Here is a 17137-nt window from a genome sequence, read left to right as displayed (position 1 = left end):
ACACCGCGCTGATTTAATCGGTGTCCGCGCTACGCCGTAGGCTGGTGCCATGTCTTCTCACGCCGATCGTTTCATGGCCGCCAAGGCCCGTGCGGCCCACGCGAACACCGAACTCGCGGCGTTTGAACAGCTGCTGGATTTCGAGCTCGATCCTTTTCAGATCGAGGGTTGCAGGGCACTCGAACAAGGGCACGGTGTTCTGGTCGCCGCCCCCACGGGTGCCGGTAAGACGGTCGTGGGGGAGTTCGCGATCCACCTGGCTCTCTCCCGGGGTCGCAAGGCCTTCTACACGACCCCCATCAAGGCGCTGAGCAACCAGAAGTTCCACGAGTTCTCCCGCCGTTGGGGGAGCCATCGTGTGGGTCTGCTGACCGGTGACACCTCGGTCAATTCGGAGGCGGACATCGTGGTCATGACCACCGAGGTCTTGCGCAACATGCTCTACGCGGACTCCTCGACCCTGACCAACCTGGGGTTCGTGATCATGGACGAGGTGCACTACCTCGCGGATCGTTTTCGCGGGGCGGTCTGGGAAGAAGTCATCATCCATTTGCCGGAACACGTGCAGCTCGCGTCCCTGTCCGCCACGGTGTCCAATGCCGAGGAATTCGGTGCGTGGCTTCATCAGGTTCGTGGCCACACGGACGTGGTGGTCTCCGAGCACCGCCCGGTCCCGTTGTGGCAGCACGTTCAGGTGGGCCCGCAGCTGCTGGACCTCTTCGTGGACGACACGGTGGAGCAAGCCGCCGAGCGCCAGGCCGAGCCCGATGCAGACGAGCCAGCGGTCAACCCGGAACTGCTCAGACTGTTCCGTGCCCAGCACCCCCGGGGCGGTCGCGGTGGCGGACGCGGCCCCAATCACCGCGGCCGACGCCGCCGCGGGCCACACCATTCCGAGCCTCGCGTGGCGCGCCTGGAGCGGATTTCCCGTCCGCAGTTACTTCGGCGCCTTGACGCCGAGGCCCTGCTGCCGGCGATTACCTTCATCTTCTCCCGTGCGGGTTGCGACGCAGCCGTGGCCCAGTGCGTGGCCGCGGATCTGTGGCTGACCACCCCGGAAGAACAGAAGACCATTCGCGCCTACGTGGCCGAGGCGACCTCGCACATGACCACCGCGGATCTCGCCGCGTTGAACTACCACGACTGGTACGACGGCCTGGTGCGCGGCATTTCCGCCCACCACGCGGGCATGCTCCCCGTCTTCAAGGAAGTAGTGGAGCAGCTCTTCGCCCAGGGGCTCGTGAAAGCCGTGTTCGCCACCGAAACCCTTGCACTGGGTATCAACATGCCCGCCCGATCCGTCGTGCTCGAACGGCTCGACAAGTTCAACGGTGAATCCAGGGTTGATATCACCCCCGGTGAGTACACGCAGCTCACGGGTCGTGCCGGCCGACGCGGGATCGACGTCGAAGGCCACGCCGTGGTGCTGTGGCGCGACGGGATGAATCCGCAGACCGTGGCCGGTCTGGCCTCCAAACGGACGTACCCGCTGAACTCCAGCTTCAGCCCCACGTACAACATGTCCACGAACCTGATCGCCCGCTACGGTGCCAAGCGGTCACGGTCCATTCTCGAGACCTCATTCGCCCAGTTCCAAGCGGACCGTTCCGTGGTGGGGATCGCCAAACGGGTGCGGTCGCAGGAGAAGACCCTCGAAGCATATCGAGAGGCCATGGCCTGCCACCTGGGCGACTTCACCGAGTACGCGCGTCTGCGCAGAGAGCTCAACGGACTCGAGAAGTCCGCGACCAAGTCCCGCTCCGCCCGGCAACGCAACGACGCCGCGGTGTCGCTCCAGGATCTGCTTCCCGGCGATGTCATCGACATCCCCCAGGGGCGTAACGCGGGTTACGCGGTGGTCGTGAAGGCCGATGAACATCCCTTCGATCCGCGGCCTCACATCCTCACCCTGGACGGCAAACTGCGCCGCGTGGGCGTGAACGACTTGGATGGCTCACTCGAACCGGAGTCCAAGGTCAAGATCCCCAAACGCTATTCGGGGCGTTCCCCGCAGGAACGCAAAGACCTAGCATCCACCGTGCGTGCGGCCCTGCGCGAACACCGGCCCGCACGTGAACGCAGTGGTGGGCACACCATCCGTTTCGATCGGGGCACGTCCGCGAGGGATCGCAAGATCGAGGACCTGCGCCGCGCCCTTCGGTCGCACCCGTGCCACGGCTGTTCCGACCGCGAGCACCACGCACGGTGGGCCGAGCGTGCCTGGAAACTCGAGAAGGAAACCGAGGGTCTGCGCAAGCAGATCGCCGGCCGTACGGGCAGCATCGCCGCAACGTTCGACAGGGTCTGCGCCGTGCTCACGCACTTCGACTACCTGCGCGCGGACGAGTCAGGGAATCTCAAACCCACTCCCGCGGGCCAACAACTGCGTCGGATCTACGGCGAACGAGATCTCCTACTGGCCCTAACCCTGCGTGACGGTTTCCTGGACGGCCTGGACGTGGCCGGCCTGGCGGGCGTCGTGACCGCGTTGGTATATCAACCCCGCCGAGAAGACCAGGGCTCCCGCCCTAAGATGCCCACGGCCCACATGGAGGCCGCAGTGCAGACATTGATCCACAACTGGTCGGTGCTGACCGATGTGGAGTCCCAGCACCGGTTGCCGCAAACGGCACAACCTGAGCTGGGTCTGGTGGACGCCATGTATCGCTGGGCCCGAGGCGCCAGCCTGACCAAGACCCTGTCGGGTACTGATCTGGCGGCCGGGGATTTCGTCCGCTGGGCCAAGCAGACCATTGATCTGCTGGACCAATTGGCCGGGGTCGAGCACCTGGACCCGGCCATCCGCGATGTCGCCCTCGACGCCATCCAGGCTGTGCGCCGCGGTGTGGTGGAGTACAGCGTCTTTGAACAGTGACCAGCAGCATGACTTACCGGAGGACAGAGTGAGCCCACAGACCAAAACCACCGTGATGTATATGAACGCCTCGGTGTATTCGCCGGTGGATCCGTTCGCCACGGCCATCCTGGTGGATGGGCCAACGGTCGCGTGGTTGGGTTCCGACAGCGCAGCTCACGCCATGGCGGGCGAACAGTCCACGGTGGTGGACGTGCACGGCGCGGTGATTACTCCGTCCTTCGTGGCGCACCAGCGTGTCACCCACGGCACACAGATCGTCTCGGCAGCTCAGGGCTATGGTGCCGTGGAGTTGCTTTCCGACAACGCCCGGACCTTGAACGACGCCGCGACCCGTGCCACGGACGCGGGTCTCGTGCCGTTACCCATCCTGATCCATCCCGTGACGGAGGCCTCGGCCATCGCCTCCGCCGGTGCACCGCGGCCGTGCCTCGGTATCGAGATCGACCCCGCCCAGGACCCCGCCGCTCTGCTGGAGGACGTAACCTCCCACTTGGTGGCGTGCTCCGAGGCCCGCTACCAGGCCGTGGTCGTGTGCGAGGCCCGCCCCGAGGCCACCGTGGAGGGAGCGCCGTCGGCCGTTATCGACGTGATTCTCGAGGCCGCGCAGCAGGCCACCGACACGGTGGGGGAGCGTGCGTTCAGGTCGCGCGGGCACCGGCTCGTGGGCGTGGGCGAACTCAGCGAGGAACAAAGTGAATCGCTCGCCCGCCACGCTCTGTCCGTGACGTCGCGTCCCGGCGCCGCACCGCTGACGGCGCTGGCGCGCGCGGGTGTGCCCGTGACTCTCACGACCGACGCGGAGAACCCGTGGCAGGCCGTCAAGGACGCCCTTGAGGCGAAGGAACCGAGTCATCGGACCTCGGCTCGTGCGGCGTTCCTGGCCCTGACCCGTGGCGTGTGGCGGGCCCAGCGTGACGCTCAGCCGCTGGCCGGCCAACTCGCCCCCGGAGCAGAGGCCAGCCTGACGATGTGGGATGCTGAGTCGCTCATGGTGCAGCAGGCGCAGGGCACCGGAGCATCCTGGAGCACGGATCCCCGCGCCCGCACGCCAGCCCTTCCCGCCCTCGACGACCCGCGGCTGCCCGTGTGCGAACGCACTGTGGTGGGCGGAAACGTGATCTTCGAGTGATTGACAATCGGCCATCTTGGTGCTGACCAGAATTGCCGGTTAGACTGAATTCTTACTGCCGGGTGGGTTCATCCGTCCTTAGAAAACAGTGCTGCGGAGCAATTCGCGCCTGGTCCGAAGGCGGGTGGGCCTGCCCTGTGGTGTGTTCGGGGCGTTTTTCCCCGTCCCCAGTGGCTTGAAAGGACGCCCGGTGCGAGTTCTCACGATCATCCCCACCTATAACGAACGCGAATCGCTGCCCACGGTGGTGACCCGGTTGCGGGCGGCCGTTCCCGATGCGCACGTGCTGATCACGGACGATAACAGCCCGGACGGCACCGGCCGCATGGCCGACGAGATGTCCGCCGCGGATGATCACATCCACGTGCTCCACCGCGCCAAGAAGGAGGGTCTCGGCCCGGCCTACATTGCCGGTTTCCGCTGGGGCCTCGACAACGGCTACGACGTGCTGGTCGAGATGGACGCGGATTGCTCCCACCAGCCCGAGCAGCTGCCCTTGCTCCTGGACGCCATTGAGAACGGCGCGGATCTGGCCATCGGCTCCCGCTATGTACCGGGTGGCCGCACGGAGAACTGGCCCCTGGACCGCCAGCTGATCTCCCGCGGTGGCAATCTTTATTCGCGTGTTCTGCTGGGCACCGCCGTTCACGACATCACCGGCGGGTACCGCGCCTTCAAGCGCGGCACTCTCGAGGCCATTGATCTGGCCTCCGTGCGCTCGCGCGGTTACTGCTTCCAGATCGACCTCGCATGGCGTACCGAACGCCTGGGCCTGAAGATCACGGAAGTTCCCATCACCTTCGTGGAACGCGAAGAGGGCGTGTCGAAGATGAGCAAGGATGTCACCGTGGAGGCCGCGACCAACGTGGCGAAGTGGGGGCTGACCGCACGCGCTCAGACTCTGGCCGGAAAGCTGGGCCTGCGCAAGTAGACCTTCCGGGGCGAACCCCGACCACTACTTAAACGCCGACGCCGCGTACCAGACTTGGTACGCGGCGTCGGCGTTCGTCCGTGGTCACTCACCGGCCGCGCGACCGCGGGCGCGCGGCCGGGAATGGCGGGACTCAGAGCGCGTGGCGCTCCTTGTAGAAGTCGAGGCGCTGCTGCAGGATCTCTTCGAGCTCTTCCGAGCTGCGACGCTCCATGAGCATGTCCCAGTGGGTACGCACGTGCTTCTCATTGGGGTTCTCGGGCTTCTCACCGTTGACCAGGATGGCCTCGTGACCGGTCTTGGTGGTCCACACCGGGGGAATCTCCGCCTCCGCCGCAAACATCACGCTCACCGACTCACCATCTTTGGTGCGGTACTCCACGCGTTGGCGCGGTGCCGGCTCAACACCGGTCTCGGTTTCCATCGACTGGGAACCCAAGCGCATTCCACGCAGGCTGCGATCGCTCACTGGACGGTCCTTCCTGAAGTCCTACTGGTACAAAGGGCGATATCCCGGGGCCTGAACTGGATGTTCGAGACCCAGAGATCCGCATCAACCGGGTACAACCACGAACTAGCGCGATTCATTCCCGGCGCTGCTGGAACCGTGGTCCCCGGCAGCCGGATCGGCAAAGGGAGGCTCCGGCATCTCGAAATCATTGGGGTCGGTGAGCGTCAAATCCGGCTCGAGATCCTTCTCGGTGACCTTGACGGTCTCCGATTCCACGATCGGTTCCGAGTAACCGGTGGTCGCGGGCTCTTCTTCCGGATCATCCCAGGACGAGTCGTGGGGGCCTTCGCCCCCGCCACCCGGAGTCGCGAGGAAATTGCCGACTCCGCGCAGTGCGGTGCTGAGCTCAGCGGGGATCATCCACACCTTGTTGGCGGAACCCTCTGCCACCTTGGGTAGGGTCTGGATGTACTGGTAGGCCAGCAGCTTCTGGGTGGGCTTGGCGCGGTGAATCGAATCGAAGACCTTGGCAATGGCTTGGGCCTCACCGTCGGCACGCAGGATTGCAGCCTTGGCGTCACCTTCCGCGGAGAGCACGGCGGCCTGCCGTTCACCCTCGGCGGTCAGAATCTGGGACTGCTTCTCACCCTCAGCCGTGAGGATGGTTGCACGACGGTCTCGCTCGGCGCGCATCTGCTTCTCCATGGAGTCCTGAATAGACGGCGGGGGCGTGATCTCCTTGATGTCCACGCGGGAAATGCGAATGCCCCAGCGTCCGGTGGTGGAGTCCAGGACACCGCGCAATTCGGCGTTGATCTTGTCGCGCGAGGTCAGCGTCTCTTCAAGATTCAAACCACCCACCACGTTACGCAGGGTCGCACTCGTGAGCTCATCCACGGCCTGGATGTAGTTGGTGATTTCGTAGGTAGCGGCGCGGGGGTCGGTGACCTGGAAATAGACCACGGTGTCGATGCCAACCACCAGGTTGTCCTCGGTGATCACGGACTGGGCCGGGAACGGCACCACTTGCTCACGCAGGTCGATGAGGGGGAGAAGTCGATCCACGAAGGGGATCAGAAAGTGCAGGCCGGGGTTCAGGGTGGATTGGTACTTGCCAAGTCGTTCCACGATGCCGGCGCGCGACTGCGGAATGATGCGAACGGCCTTGATCAAGGCGATTGCCGCTGCCAGCACCACCACTACGAGCAGTACTGTGATGACGATTTCCATGGGGTCCTCTCACATGGGTGGAGTGCGGGCCGGACGGCCCTACTGATGTTCTAGTACCCGGGTTGGGAAGCGGGGGAGTCGGAGAAGTCGGTGGTTGCCGGGGCGGTACCGGACACCACGGCCGTGGCACCGTCGATCCGGTAGACATAGGCCTTGGTCCCGACCTCGAGCGTGCCGTGTTCGGCAGATCGCGCGGTCCAGATATCGCCTTCGAGACGGACCAGGCCGGTGTTCTCACTGACGGGTTCCAGCACGGTGCAGGACAGTCCCACCAGTCGTTCGGCGTTGGAACGCGTGCTCGGAGTGGACCTGTTGATCCGATTGAGGGCCACCGGCCGCAAGAGGAAAATGAGAAGTACAGCGACTACCGCAAATGTGACCACTTGTAAGGGGATGCTATGGGTGAAGAAACTCACCACCCCGGCGCACAGCGCGGCCACGGACATCATAAGGAACAAGAAATCCAGGGTGAGCATCTCGATTCCGGCCAAGATCAACATGATGATCAGCCAAATGATCCAGGGGTTATTGACCAGTGCGTCCCACACGTGAGGCTCCAGACATGATTGAAGTGTCGGAAGTGGCCGCCTCCGCAGGATGCGCAGCCCGCCACCTGTCGGCTCCCTTCCCATTGTGCCCTACCCCACGCCTCGAGGCCGGAATGGCCCATTCCTAGGCGGGCCCCACGCTCGGTACTAGCGGGTCACTAATGGATAAACCTTGGCCGGGGAAGTGTCCCACGGTCATTTCACCCGAGAGAGAAAATCTATTGTCAGGCAACTGAACATCAGTAAGCTGGGCGGCAAGCTAGATCACAATGCCATCGTGCAGAGTGATGGCTCGCAGGGCACAAACCGTGCTTTGACGAACGCAATAAACTTGAAGGAGTTCTTGCGATGACCACTTTCGATGTGAATGCGATTCTCTCCAGCACTGCCTACGATGCTGACGGCGACAAGGTCGGCAAGGTGGAGCAGGTTTTCCTCGACGACAACTCGGGTGAGCCCACGTTCCTGACCGTGAACACCGGTCTCTTCGGAGCGAAGGAGAGCTTCGTTCCGGTGAAGGACGCTCGCCAGGACGGCGACCGCGTTGTGCTGCCTTACCAGAAGGATGTCATCAAGGATGCTCCGAAGGTCGATGCAGACCAGCACCTTTCCCCTCAGGAAGAGGAAGAGCTCTACCGCTACTACGAGCTGAACTACGACAACGGTCGTGGCGCAGATCGTGATCGCGACCTCACCGACCGTGACCGCGACTTGAACGATCGCGACCGTAACGCTGCTGCCGGTACCGCTGGCACCGCCGGTGTTGCAGGTGCAGCCGCAGGCCGCGATGGCGACCGTGATCGCGACCTCACCGACCGTGACCGCGGCCTGGTGGACCAGGACCGCCGCGACGTCGCTGACCGCGACCGCGACCTGACTGACCGCGACGACGCATCCGTGGTTCGCCACGAGGAGCAGCTCAAGGTTGGCACCCAGGAGCGCGAGACCGGCCGTGCACGTCTGCGCAAGTACGTGGTCACCGATCACGAGACCGTTGACGTTCCCGTCGAGCGCGAAGAGGTCTCCGTCGAGCGCACCCCGATCCGCGATGGCCAGGCCCGCACCGGCACCATCGGTGAGGAAGAGGTCGAGGTTTCCCTCCACGAAGAGCGCCCCGTGGTCGAGAAGGAAGTCGTGGCTGTCGAGGAGGTCGGCCTGAACAAGGAGACCGTCCGCGACACCCAGCGCGTCGAAGCCGATGTTCGCAAGGAACAGGTCGATGTCGAGACCGGCAATGATCGCAACCTGACCGATCGTGACCGCGACCTTGATGGCCGTGACCGCGATCTGGACGGCCGTGACGGCCTGGGCGGCAACGCTCCCCGTCGCTGAAACTGATCCGCAACGCTGAGGCGTTGAATCGGTAATCGCTGCACCCCGGGCCTTTGGGCCCGGGGTGCAGCTGATTTCGGGCCGCTTCCCGGCCCGTCAACTGTGTCCGCTCCCGGTCGGAGCGGTAGCATCATCTGCGTCCCCGTTGCACCGAAAGGTCCGCGGGTCCCGCGCGTCCCCGGTATGGACGCGCGTCACACGAACATTCAAGGAGTAACTCATGTCTGATGCCGCTCAATTACAGCTGACCGTGGACAGCGCCCCGCGCACCGAGATCCAAGGAACCACGGCGGCTGATCTGTACGCGGATCAGCGTGAGGTGGTGGTGGCCCACATCAACGGTGAGCTCAAGGATCTGAGCACCGAGCTCTCCGACGGTGATGTCGTGGAGCGCGTGCTCGTGAGTGACCCCGAAGGCCTGGAGGTGCTGCGTCACTCCACGGCCCACGTCATGGCCCAGGCCGTGCAGCAGTTGCGCCCGGACGCCAAGTTGGGCATCGGCCCGTACATCACGGACGGTTTCTACTTCGATTTCGACGTCGACGAGCCGTTCACGCCGGAGGATCTGAAGAAGATCGAGAAGTCCATGCTCAAGATCGTGAACAAGTCGCAGCTGTTCCAGCGGCGCTCGGTCGACGAGGACGAGGCCCGCCAGGAGATGGCGGACGAGCCCTACAAGCTCGAACTCATCGACCTGGCCAACGGCCCGGGTTCAGGTTCCATGGAAGAATCCGCGGAAGGCGCTTCCGTTGAAGTGGGCGCCGGGGAGATCACCATTTACGACAACGTGGACCGACAGAGTCACGAGATCGTGTGGCGGGACCTGTGCCGCGGTCCCCATGTACCCAACACCAAGCTGATCGGCAACGGGTTTGCCCTGATGCGTTCGGCGGCTGCCTACTGGCGCGGTAACGAGAAGAACAAGCAGTTGCAGCGCATCTACGGAACGGCTTGGCCCTCGAAGGACGAGCTCAAGGCCTACAAGGAGCGTTTGGCTGAGGCCGAACGTCGCGATCACCGCAAGCTGGGTTCCGAACTGGACCTGTTCTCCTTCCCGGACGAGCTGGGTTCCGGTCTGCCGGTGTTCCACCCCAAGGGCGGCATCATCCGCAAGGAGATGGAGGACTACTCGCGCCAGCGCCACACCGAGGCCGGCTACGAGTTCGTCTACTCCCCGCACATCACCAAGGGCCACCTGTACGAGGTCTCCGGCCACCTGGACTGGTACCGGGACGGCATGTTCCCTCCCATGCACGTGGACGAGGAGCGCAACCCGGAAACGGGTGAGCTCACCAAGCCGGGCCAGGACTACTACCTCAAGCCCATGAACTGCCCCATGCACAACTTGATTTACCGCTCACGCGGCCGCTCATACCGTGAGCTGCCCCTGCGGTTGTTCGAGTTCGGCGCGGTATACCGGTATGAGAAGTCCGGCGTGATCCACGGTCTGACCCGTGTGCGAGGCATGACCCAGGACGACGCACACATTTACTGCACTCGCGAGCAGATGAAGGATGAGCTGACGGCCACCCTGAACTTCGTGTTGTCCCTGCTCAAGGACTACGGCCTGGACGACTTCTACTTGGAACTCTCCACCAAGGACCCCGAGAAGTTCGTGGGCTCGGACGAGATCTGGGACGAGGCCACCCGCACGCTGCAGGAGGTGGCCGAGGATTCCGGTCTGCAGCTGGTCCCTGATCCCGGGGGAGCAGCCTTCTACGGCCCCAAGATTTCCGTGCAGGCCAAGGACGCGATCGGGCGTACGTGGCAGATGTCCACGATCCAGTTGGACTTCAACCTGCCCGAGCGCTTCGATCTCGAATACCAGGCCGCGGACGGCACGCGTCAGCGTCCCGTGATGATCCACCGCGCCCTGTTCGGTTCCGTGGAACGCTTCATGGGCGTACTGACCGAGCACTACGCCGGAGCGTTCCCGGCATGGCTGGCCCCGGTTCAGGTGCGCGCCATTCCGGTGGCCGAGGCGTTCAACGACTACCTGGACGAATTCGCGGCCAAGCTGCGGGTCCAGGGCATTCGGGTGGAGGTGGATACGTCTTCGGACCGCTTCCCCAAGAAGATTCGCACGGCCTCCAAGGACAAGATCCCGTTCGTGGTCATCGCCGGCGGCGACGACGCCGACGCCGGTGCCGTCTCCTTCCGCTACCGCGACGGATCGCAGTACAACGCGGTGCCCGTGGACGATGCCGTGGAGATGATCGTGCGGCACGTGCGCGACCGCGTGAACGAGGACCCTTCGGCGCCGTCGAACGTGGAGGTCACGGAAATCGTTGCGGAGCAGTCGTGACGGACGACAACGCGGAGACCAAGAACGAGAATCAACACTGGGTGGCTCAGGACGAGTTCGAGCTGCCCGGTGTACCGGATAGTTTCCAACGATTGTGGACACCCCACCGGCTCGCGTACGTGCGCGGTGAGGACACCTCGATCAAGGAAACTCCGGGTTGCCCGTTCTGCACCGGTCCGGACCGTACGGACGATGACGCATTGATCGTGCACCGCGGTGAGCACTGTTTCGTGGTGCTCAACCTGTTCCCGTACAATCCCGGTCACTTGCTCGTGTGTCCGTATCGTCACGTCGCGGACATCACCGAACTCACGGACGACGAGTTGTGGGAGCTGAACGTGTTGACCCGCACGGCGGTCGCCACCATTCGTGAGGTGGCTCAGCCGGCCGCGTTCAACGTGGGACTGAATCTGGGTTCGGCCGCGGGCGGCTCATTGTCCGCGCACCTGCACCAGCACGTGGTGCCGCGCTGGGACGGGGACGCCAATTTCATGCCGGTGATTGCCCAGACCAAGCCCCTGATTCAGACCCTGGGTGCCAACCGCGACGACATCGCCGCTGCCTGGCCCCGTTCCTGAACCTCCCCGCGCGCGAGCGTCGCTTTCGAGTGGCCGCGTGCGGCGGTACACCTGTCACTAGGATGGAATCCATGTCTCGACCACTCGTACGTCTACTCGGCCAGGGAGTTCGCTGGGCCTCGAGCCTGCGTGGGGGCGGGTCCGCCTTCCCCGGCCTGGTCATGGAAAAGCTGCACCCGGCCTTCGTCGCGGAAGAACTCGCCAAGCTGCCCCACGGCGTGGTGGTCATCAGCGGCACCAACGGCAAAACGACAACCACCAAAATGGCCGTGCAGTTGCTGCGTTCGCAGGGGCTGCGCGTGTTCACGAACCGCACGGGATCGAATTTCGTCCGGGGCGTCGCGGCGTCGTTGTTGGCCGAGATGAATGCGTTCGGCCGCCTCGACGCGGACGTCGCGGTGCTGGAACTCGATGAGGCGCACGCCGTGCACTTCGTCAAGCAGGTCAAGCCCCGCTACGCGCTACTACTCAACGTGATGCGCGATCAGCTCGACCGTTTCGGTGAGATCGACACGACCCGCCGCATGCTCAGCCAGGTCGCCAAGGCGACCACCGGTACCGTGGTCCTCAACCGCGAGGACCCGCGCATCGCCAGTCTCGCGGACGACGTCGCCGCTGACGCCACCGTTGAATGGTTCGGCCTGTCGGACGCGCTGCGGCCCATGTTCCCCTCCGACGACGACATGCGTGACGTGCTGCGCCAGACCGAGAACGTCGAGCTGGATTCGGCGCAACCATCCGTGGCCCGACCGGCCGCTGACGTGGTGCTCAACGCCGTCAAAGCCAACAGTGTGGATCTGGACGTGCACGGCCAGGAGCACACGGCCACGATCGATCTCTACGGTGTGTACAACCAGTACAACGCCGCGGCGGCCCTCGCCTTGGCCTTGCAAGTGCTCGGCGACAGTGCGGACGTGGCGTCGCTGGTGGACGAACTGTCCCGTGTAACACCTGCCTTCGGTCGAGGCGAAACCGTGACGGTGGAGGGCAAGCCCCTCCAGTTGTTGCTCGTGAAGAACCCCGCCGGATTCCGGTTGTCGCTGGCGTCGGCCTCGGCCGACGACTACGCGACCATGATCGCGATCAACGACGCCTACGCGGACGGTCGGGACGTGTCGTGGTTGTGGGACGTCGATTTCGACAGTCTGCGTGCCGGAGGCGTGGACATTGTCTCGGGTGTGCGGGCGTGGGACATGGCGCTACGGCTGGACTACGACCTGGTGGAGGTCGGATCCGTGGAAACGGGCCTCGAGTCCGCACTGAAGCAATTCATTGCAGGGGCGGGGGACCGACCCATGCGTATCTTCTGCACCTACACCGCCATGCTGTCGCTGCGGAAGATCCTGGGCGGCATGACCCACGTGGACACGATCTGAGGAGCCGATCATGAATCAGGAAAAAGCGGGTTCCCTGGACATCGTCCAGCTGTATCCGCGAGACATGAACATCTACGGGGACTGGGGCAACACCCTGACCCTCAAACGCAGGGCCGAGCGCTACGGCTACGAGGTACGGGTGCACGACTACAACCCGGGTGACCCGTGGCCCGACTACGCGGACCTCTTCGTGGGTGGCGGTGGTCAGGACTCGGGCCAGTTCCGAGTGGCCGAGGATCTCGCTCGCGTGGCTCCCAAACTGCACGAGGCTGCGTCGGCGGGTACGCCCATGTTGGTCATCTGCGGGCTCTACCAGTTGTTCGGCCGGGAGTTCCGAACCGGCGGGGGAGAGACCCTGAGGGGCATTGAGATGTTCGATCTGGAAACGGTCGGTGGACCGGAGCGTTTGATCGGCAATATCGTGACGGAGTCCCCGGAATTCGGCACGATCATCGGCTACGAGAACCACTCCGGACTGACCACGCTGGGACCGGACCAGGCAGCGATGGCAACCGTGGTCAGCGGGGCCGGTAACAACGGGGAGGACGGTACCGAGGGCGCGCGCACGCACAACGTGCTGGGCAGTTACCTGCACGGATCGTTGCTGCCCAAGAACCCTGCCGTGGCCGATTTCCTGTTGCGGACCGCGGTGGAAACGCGCGGGGACCGCTTCCCGGAGGCGTCTCTGGACGACACGTATGCGGAACACGCGCGCGGCGTCGCCCAGACGAGACCCCGTTAGCGACGCGGGGCAGCCTTCGAGGCGCCCTGACGAATCGCTAAAATAATTGACAAATCGTAGACCCGGCGCTGTGAGGCCGGGCGCACAGACTTTCTAGGAGGAACTCGATGTCAGGTCACTCCAAATGGGCCACGACCAAGCACAAGAAGGCCGCGATCGACGCCAAGCGCGCCAAAGCTTTCGCCAAGTACATCAAGGGCATTGAGGTTGCCGCCCGCATGGGTGGCGCGGACACCGCCGGTAACCCGGCACTGGACCTGGCCGTGTCCAAGGCCAAGAAGAACTCCGTGCCCAATGACAACATCGATCGTGCGATCAAGCGTGGCGCCGGCCTGACCGGCGAAACCATCGATTACTCGGAGATCCTCTACGAAGCCCGCGGCCCCCAGGGCACCGCGCTGTACATCGAATGTCTGACGGACAACAAGAACCGCGCGGCCTCCGAGGTGCGTGTGGCCGTGACCCGCCACGGCGGCACCATGGCGGACTCCGGTTCCGTGGCCTACCTCTTCGAGCGCAAGGGCGTGGCCGAGGTGACCAAGACCGACGGTCTGACCGAGGATGACGTCCTGATGGCCGTACTCGATGCCGGCGCGGACGAGGTCATCGAGGAGTCCGAGGTCTTCGAGGTCGTCAGTGAGGCCACCGACCTTCCCGAGATCCGTAAGGCGTTGGAGGAGTCCGGACTGGACTACAACAACGACGATCCCCAGTTCCGCCCCACCATGAAGGTGGACCTGGATGCCGAAGGCGCCAAGAAGTTCCTCAAGCTTGCGGACGCCGTCGAAGAACTCGACGACGTACAGAACGTCTACTCGAACGCGAACATCCCCGAATCCGTGCTGGCGGAACTCGAGGACGAGGACTGAGCACTCCGTGGCACACAGTTCTGACGGCGGACCGGCCCCGGGACAGCGCATTCTTGCGGTGGACCCGGGGCTGACCCGTTGTGGCTTCGCGGTCGTGGACATGGCTGCCAATCGCACCGGAACGTTCGTGCACGTGGAGGTCAACGGCACCAAGGCACACGAGGCGCTCGAACACCGTGTGCTGGCCATCATGGACGCGGCCGAGACACTCATGGACCGGTTCTCACCGGACGTCGTGGCGGTAGAGCGCGTGTTCGCCCAGAACAATGCGCCCACTGTGGTGGGAACCGCCCAAGCGACCGGCGTGGTCATTGCGGCGGCCGCGCGGCGGCAGATCCCGGTCGCGTGGCACACCCCGTCCGAGGTCAAGGCCGCGGTCACGGGAGACGGTGGCGCGGACAAGGAGTCCGTCAACCGCATGGTGGTCCGGATCCTGCGGCTGGACGCACCACCGCGCCCCGCCGACGCCGCCGACGCCCTCGCCTTGGCCGTGTGCCACGGCTGGCGCGGCGGCATGGCGGGCATGAACGCGGCGGCAAAGACCTCTACACACTCTGGTTCTCAGCCCTCATCCGTGCGAGCCTCCGGGCTCACTCCCGCGCAGCAGGCGTGGAAACAAGCCGAAGCGGCCTCTCGTCAACCGAAGGCTCCCAGGGCCGCCCGACTGCCGCGCCGCTGAACCTGGCGGTTCCACGGTTGGCGCAGCGCGTTCGAGCGATGACACGGCCCGGTCGACCGTTGCGCGCGGTCCATGGGAGGGTGCGCGCTGTGCGAGTCGGTGTGAGTTGTTAGAGTGATGCCGTGTTGCAGTTCGTATACGTGTTCGAATTTATGGCGGGATCACCCCGCGTGACGGGAGCCGCCCAGTGATTGCATCGGTGACCGGTGAGGTGCGCTTCGTGGGTGCCACCCAGGCGGTGGTCGAAGTCTCGGGATTCGGGATCGAGGTCCAGGCCAGCCCGCATACTCTGGCGGGTCTGCGCACGGGATCCACGGTGCACCTTCACACCGCCTACATTGCCCGCAAGGACGAGGCCCCCTTGCTGTTCGGCTTCGCAGGGGCGGACGAGAAGGAAGTCTTCACCGTGATGCTCGGTGTCTCCGGCGTGGGACCGCGCACCGCGTTGGCCGCGGTCTCCGTGCTCGGACCGGAGGAGACGCGGCGCGCCATTGCCACCGGAGACGACAAGGCCTTCACCGCCGTGCCGGGAATCGGCCCCAAATCCGCCCGTCGCATCGTGCTGGAACTGGCCGACAAGCTCGTGCTTCCGGAACCCAAGGAGAGCCCGGCCACGCAGCCGCAGATGCAGGTGTGGCGCGAACAGGTCATGGACGCGCTCAGGGGTCTGGGATGGAGCGAAAAGGACGCCACCCGTGGCATCGACGACGCCCTGGAGACTCAACCGGAGCTTGCGGATTCCGGCAACGTGGCAGAGGTCCTGCGCGCCGTGTTGTCCTGGCTGGGTACGGCCAAGGGCACGAGTCACGCGCGTAGCCGAGGACGGTCCTGATGGCATTCGAAGAACGCGGTTCTGTGCAGGGGGAGCAACGACTGGTCGGTGCCGAGGGCGATCTGGACGATCAGCAGCTCGAGGCGAGTCTGCGCCCGGCTACCCTCGACGATTTCGTGGGGCAGAAGCGGGTGCGTGCCCAGCTCTCACTCGTCCTGGAAGCCTCCAAACTGCGCGGACGCACCGCGGACCACGTGCTGCTTTCGGGCCCTCCCGGCCTGGGTAAGACCACACTGGCCATGATCATCGCCCAGGAACTGGACGTACCCCTGCGGATCTCGTCCGGTCCTGCGATTCAACACGCGGGTGACCTGGCGGCCATCCTGTCCTCGTTGACCCATGGTGAAGTGCTGTTCCTGGACGAGATCCACCGCATGTCCCGCCCGGCCGAGGAAATGCTCTACATGGCCATGGAGGACTTCCGCGTGGACATCGTGGTCGGCAAGGGTGCCGGTGCCACGTCCATCCCGCTGGACCTACCTCCCTTCACCTTGGTGGGTGCCACCACGCGCGCGGGCCTGTTGCCCGGACCGCTGCGTGATCGCTTCGGCTTCACTGGCCACCTGGAGTTCTACTCGGTTCCCGAGCTCGAACTCGTCCTGCGCCGATCGGCAGGTCTGTTGGACCTGAACATGACGTCCGAGGGGTTCTACGAAGTGGCCTCACGTTCGCGCGGTACTCCACGAATTGCCAACCGACTGTTGCGGCGCGTCCGGGACTGGGCCCTGGTGCACGGGGTGCACAGGATTGATGCCCGCACCGCCGGGGCTGCGCTGGACATGTACGAAGTGGACGTCAGGGGACTGGACCGACTGGACCGCAATGTCCTCTCCGCCCTGGTCACCAAGTTCAACGGGGGCCCCGTTGGGCTTTCCACCTTGGCCATTGCCGTGGGCGAGGAAACCGAGACGGTCGAGACGGTCGCCGAACCATTCCTCGTGCGCGAGGGATTGTTGGGACGCACCCCTCGCGGTCGCATTGCTATGGCCGCGGCGTGGGAGCACCTGGGGCTCAACGTGCCCGATCACGCGGCCTTCAAGGACCCCGCACTGCGGACCGCGTTGGCCACGGATCCGCCCGAAGAAGAGCAGCCCACGGCATTTTGAGCGGGTGCCCCGGGGAGCAAGACCACGGGGGTCCCCGGCCAGGAACGGCCGAGTCAATCAGACGTACGCCAGGGTGCCGCGGTGCCGTTATGGCCCCGGCGTCGCTGTTCAGCGCGTGGCCAGCTACATCCCCTACACTTGAGCGGATCCC

The 17137-nt window shown here is 64.7% G+C and carries 15 protein-coding genes; 12 read left to right on the top strand and 3 right to left on the bottom strand.

Annotation, left to right across the window (positions count from 1 at the left end):
- Positions 1–49: 49 nt before the first annotated feature.
- From RF638_RS12070 to RF638_RS12060, 3 genes are all read left to right on the top strand, one after another.
- Positions 50–2875 (top strand): DEAD/DEAH box helicase, encoded by a 2826-nt coding sequence (locus tag RF638_RS12070; RefSeq protein WP_368842123.1) that lies wholly within the window; start codon positions 50–52, stop codon positions 2873–2875.
- A gap of 28 nt (positions 2876–2903) precedes the next feature.
- Positions 2904–4007, top strand: a complete 1104-nt coding sequence (locus tag RF638_RS12065; RefSeq protein ID WP_254049372.1) for an amidohydrolase family protein — start codon at positions 2904–2906, stop codon at positions 4005–4007.
- 190 nt (positions 4008–4197) lie between these two features.
- Positions 4198–4938 carry a polyprenol monophosphomannose synthase gene (locus RF638_RS12060; RefSeq protein ID WP_095798057.1) on the top strand — a complete coding sequence of 247 codons (741 nt, stop codon included), beginning with the start codon at positions 4198–4200 and terminating at the stop codon, positions 4936–4938.
- Positions 4939–5071: 133 nt separating this feature from the next.
- Here RF638_RS12060 and RF638_RS12055 read toward each other — a convergent pair whose 3' ends face one another.
- The 3 genes from RF638_RS12055 to RF638_RS12045 all read right to left on the bottom strand — a co-directional run bounded on the left by RF638_RS12055 (position 5072) and on the right by RF638_RS12045 (position 7167).
- Positions 5072–5407, bottom strand: a complete 336-nt coding sequence (locus RF638_RS12055; RefSeq protein ID WP_095798056.1) for an RNA polymerase-binding protein RbpA — start codon at positions 5405–5407, stop codon at positions 5072–5074.
- 105 nt (positions 5408–5512) lie between these two features.
- Positions 5513–6619 (bottom strand): SPFH domain-containing protein, encoded by a 1107-nt coding sequence (locus RF638_RS12050; protein ID WP_095798055.1) that lies wholly within the window; start codon positions 6617–6619, stop codon positions 5513–5515.
- 50 nt (positions 6620–6669) lie between these two features.
- Positions 6670–7167, bottom strand: a complete 498-nt coding sequence (locus RF638_RS12045) for an NfeD family protein (RefSeq protein WP_095798054.1) — start codon at positions 7165–7167, stop codon at positions 6670–6672.
- Between the two features lie 348 nt (positions 7168–7515).
- Between RF638_RS12045 and RF638_RS12040 the strand changes: the two genes are divergently transcribed.
- The 9 genes from RF638_RS12040 (at position 7516) to ruvB (ending at position 16986) form a co-directional block, all read left to right on the top strand.
- On the top strand, positions 7516–8499 hold the full coding sequence (locus RF638_RS12040) for a DUF2382 domain-containing protein (protein WP_368628936.1): 984 nt from the start codon (positions 7516–7518) through the stop codon (positions 8497–8499).
- A gap of 220 nt (positions 8500–8719) precedes the next feature.
- Positions 8720–10804: a threonine--tRNA ligase gene (gene thrS / locus RF638_RS12035; RefSeq protein ID WP_368628935.1), complete on the top strand. Its 2085-nt coding sequence runs from the start codon at positions 8720–8722 to the stop codon at positions 10802–10804.
- On the top strand, positions 10801–11382 hold the full coding sequence (locus RF638_RS12030) for an HIT domain-containing protein (RefSeq protein WP_368628934.1): 582 nt from the start codon (positions 10801–10803) through the stop codon (positions 11380–11382). The genes thrS and RF638_RS12030 overlap by 4 nt, the downstream gene beginning before the upstream one ends.
- Before the next feature lie 62 nt (positions 11383–11444).
- Positions 11445–12758 carry a Mur ligase family protein gene (locus RF638_RS12025; protein WP_259913265.1) on the top strand — a complete coding sequence of 438 codons (1314 nt, stop codon included), beginning with the start codon at positions 11445–11447 and terminating at the stop codon, positions 12756–12758.
- A gap of 10 nt (positions 12759–12768) precedes the next feature.
- The gene (locus RF638_RS12020) at positions 12769–13500 is read left to right on the top strand and encodes a type 1 glutamine amidotransferase (protein ID WP_259913264.1); all 732 of its coding nucleotides are present in this window, start codon (positions 12769–12771) and stop codon (positions 13498–13500) included.
- A 107-nt stretch (positions 13501–13607) separates the two neighbouring features.
- Complete coding sequence (locus RF638_RS12015; protein WP_095798049.1) at positions 13608–14369, top strand: YebC/PmpR family DNA-binding transcriptional regulator; 762 nt, start codon at positions 13608–13610, stop codon at positions 14367–14369.
- Between the two features lie 7 nt (positions 14370–14376).
- Entirely contained in the window at positions 14377–15048 is a 672-nt protein-coding gene (gene ruvC, locus RF638_RS12010) for a crossover junction endodeoxyribonuclease RuvC (RefSeq protein WP_259913262.1), read from the top strand.
- 187 nt (positions 15049–15235) lie between these two features.
- Entirely contained in the window at positions 15236–15880 is a 645-nt protein-coding gene (gene ruvA, locus RF638_RS12005; RefSeq protein ID WP_259913260.1) for a Holliday junction branch migration protein RuvA, read from the top strand.
- The gene (gene ruvB / locus RF638_RS12000) at positions 15880–16986 is read left to right on the top strand and encodes a Holliday junction branch migration DNA helicase RuvB (protein WP_368628932.1); all 1107 of its coding nucleotides are present in this window, start codon (positions 15880–15882) and stop codon (positions 16984–16986) included. Before ruvA ends, ruvB begins: the two co-directional genes overlap by 1 nt.
- Positions 16987–17137: the final 151 nt, after the last annotated feature.

The sequence above is a fragment of the Kocuria sp. CPCC 205235 genome (genome assembly GCF_040980905.1).
Lineage (GTDB): Bacteria > Actinomycetota > Actinomycetes > Actinomycetales > Micrococcaceae > Kocuria > Kocuria carniphila.
This window is presented reverse-complemented; position numbering and strand designations above follow the sequence as displayed.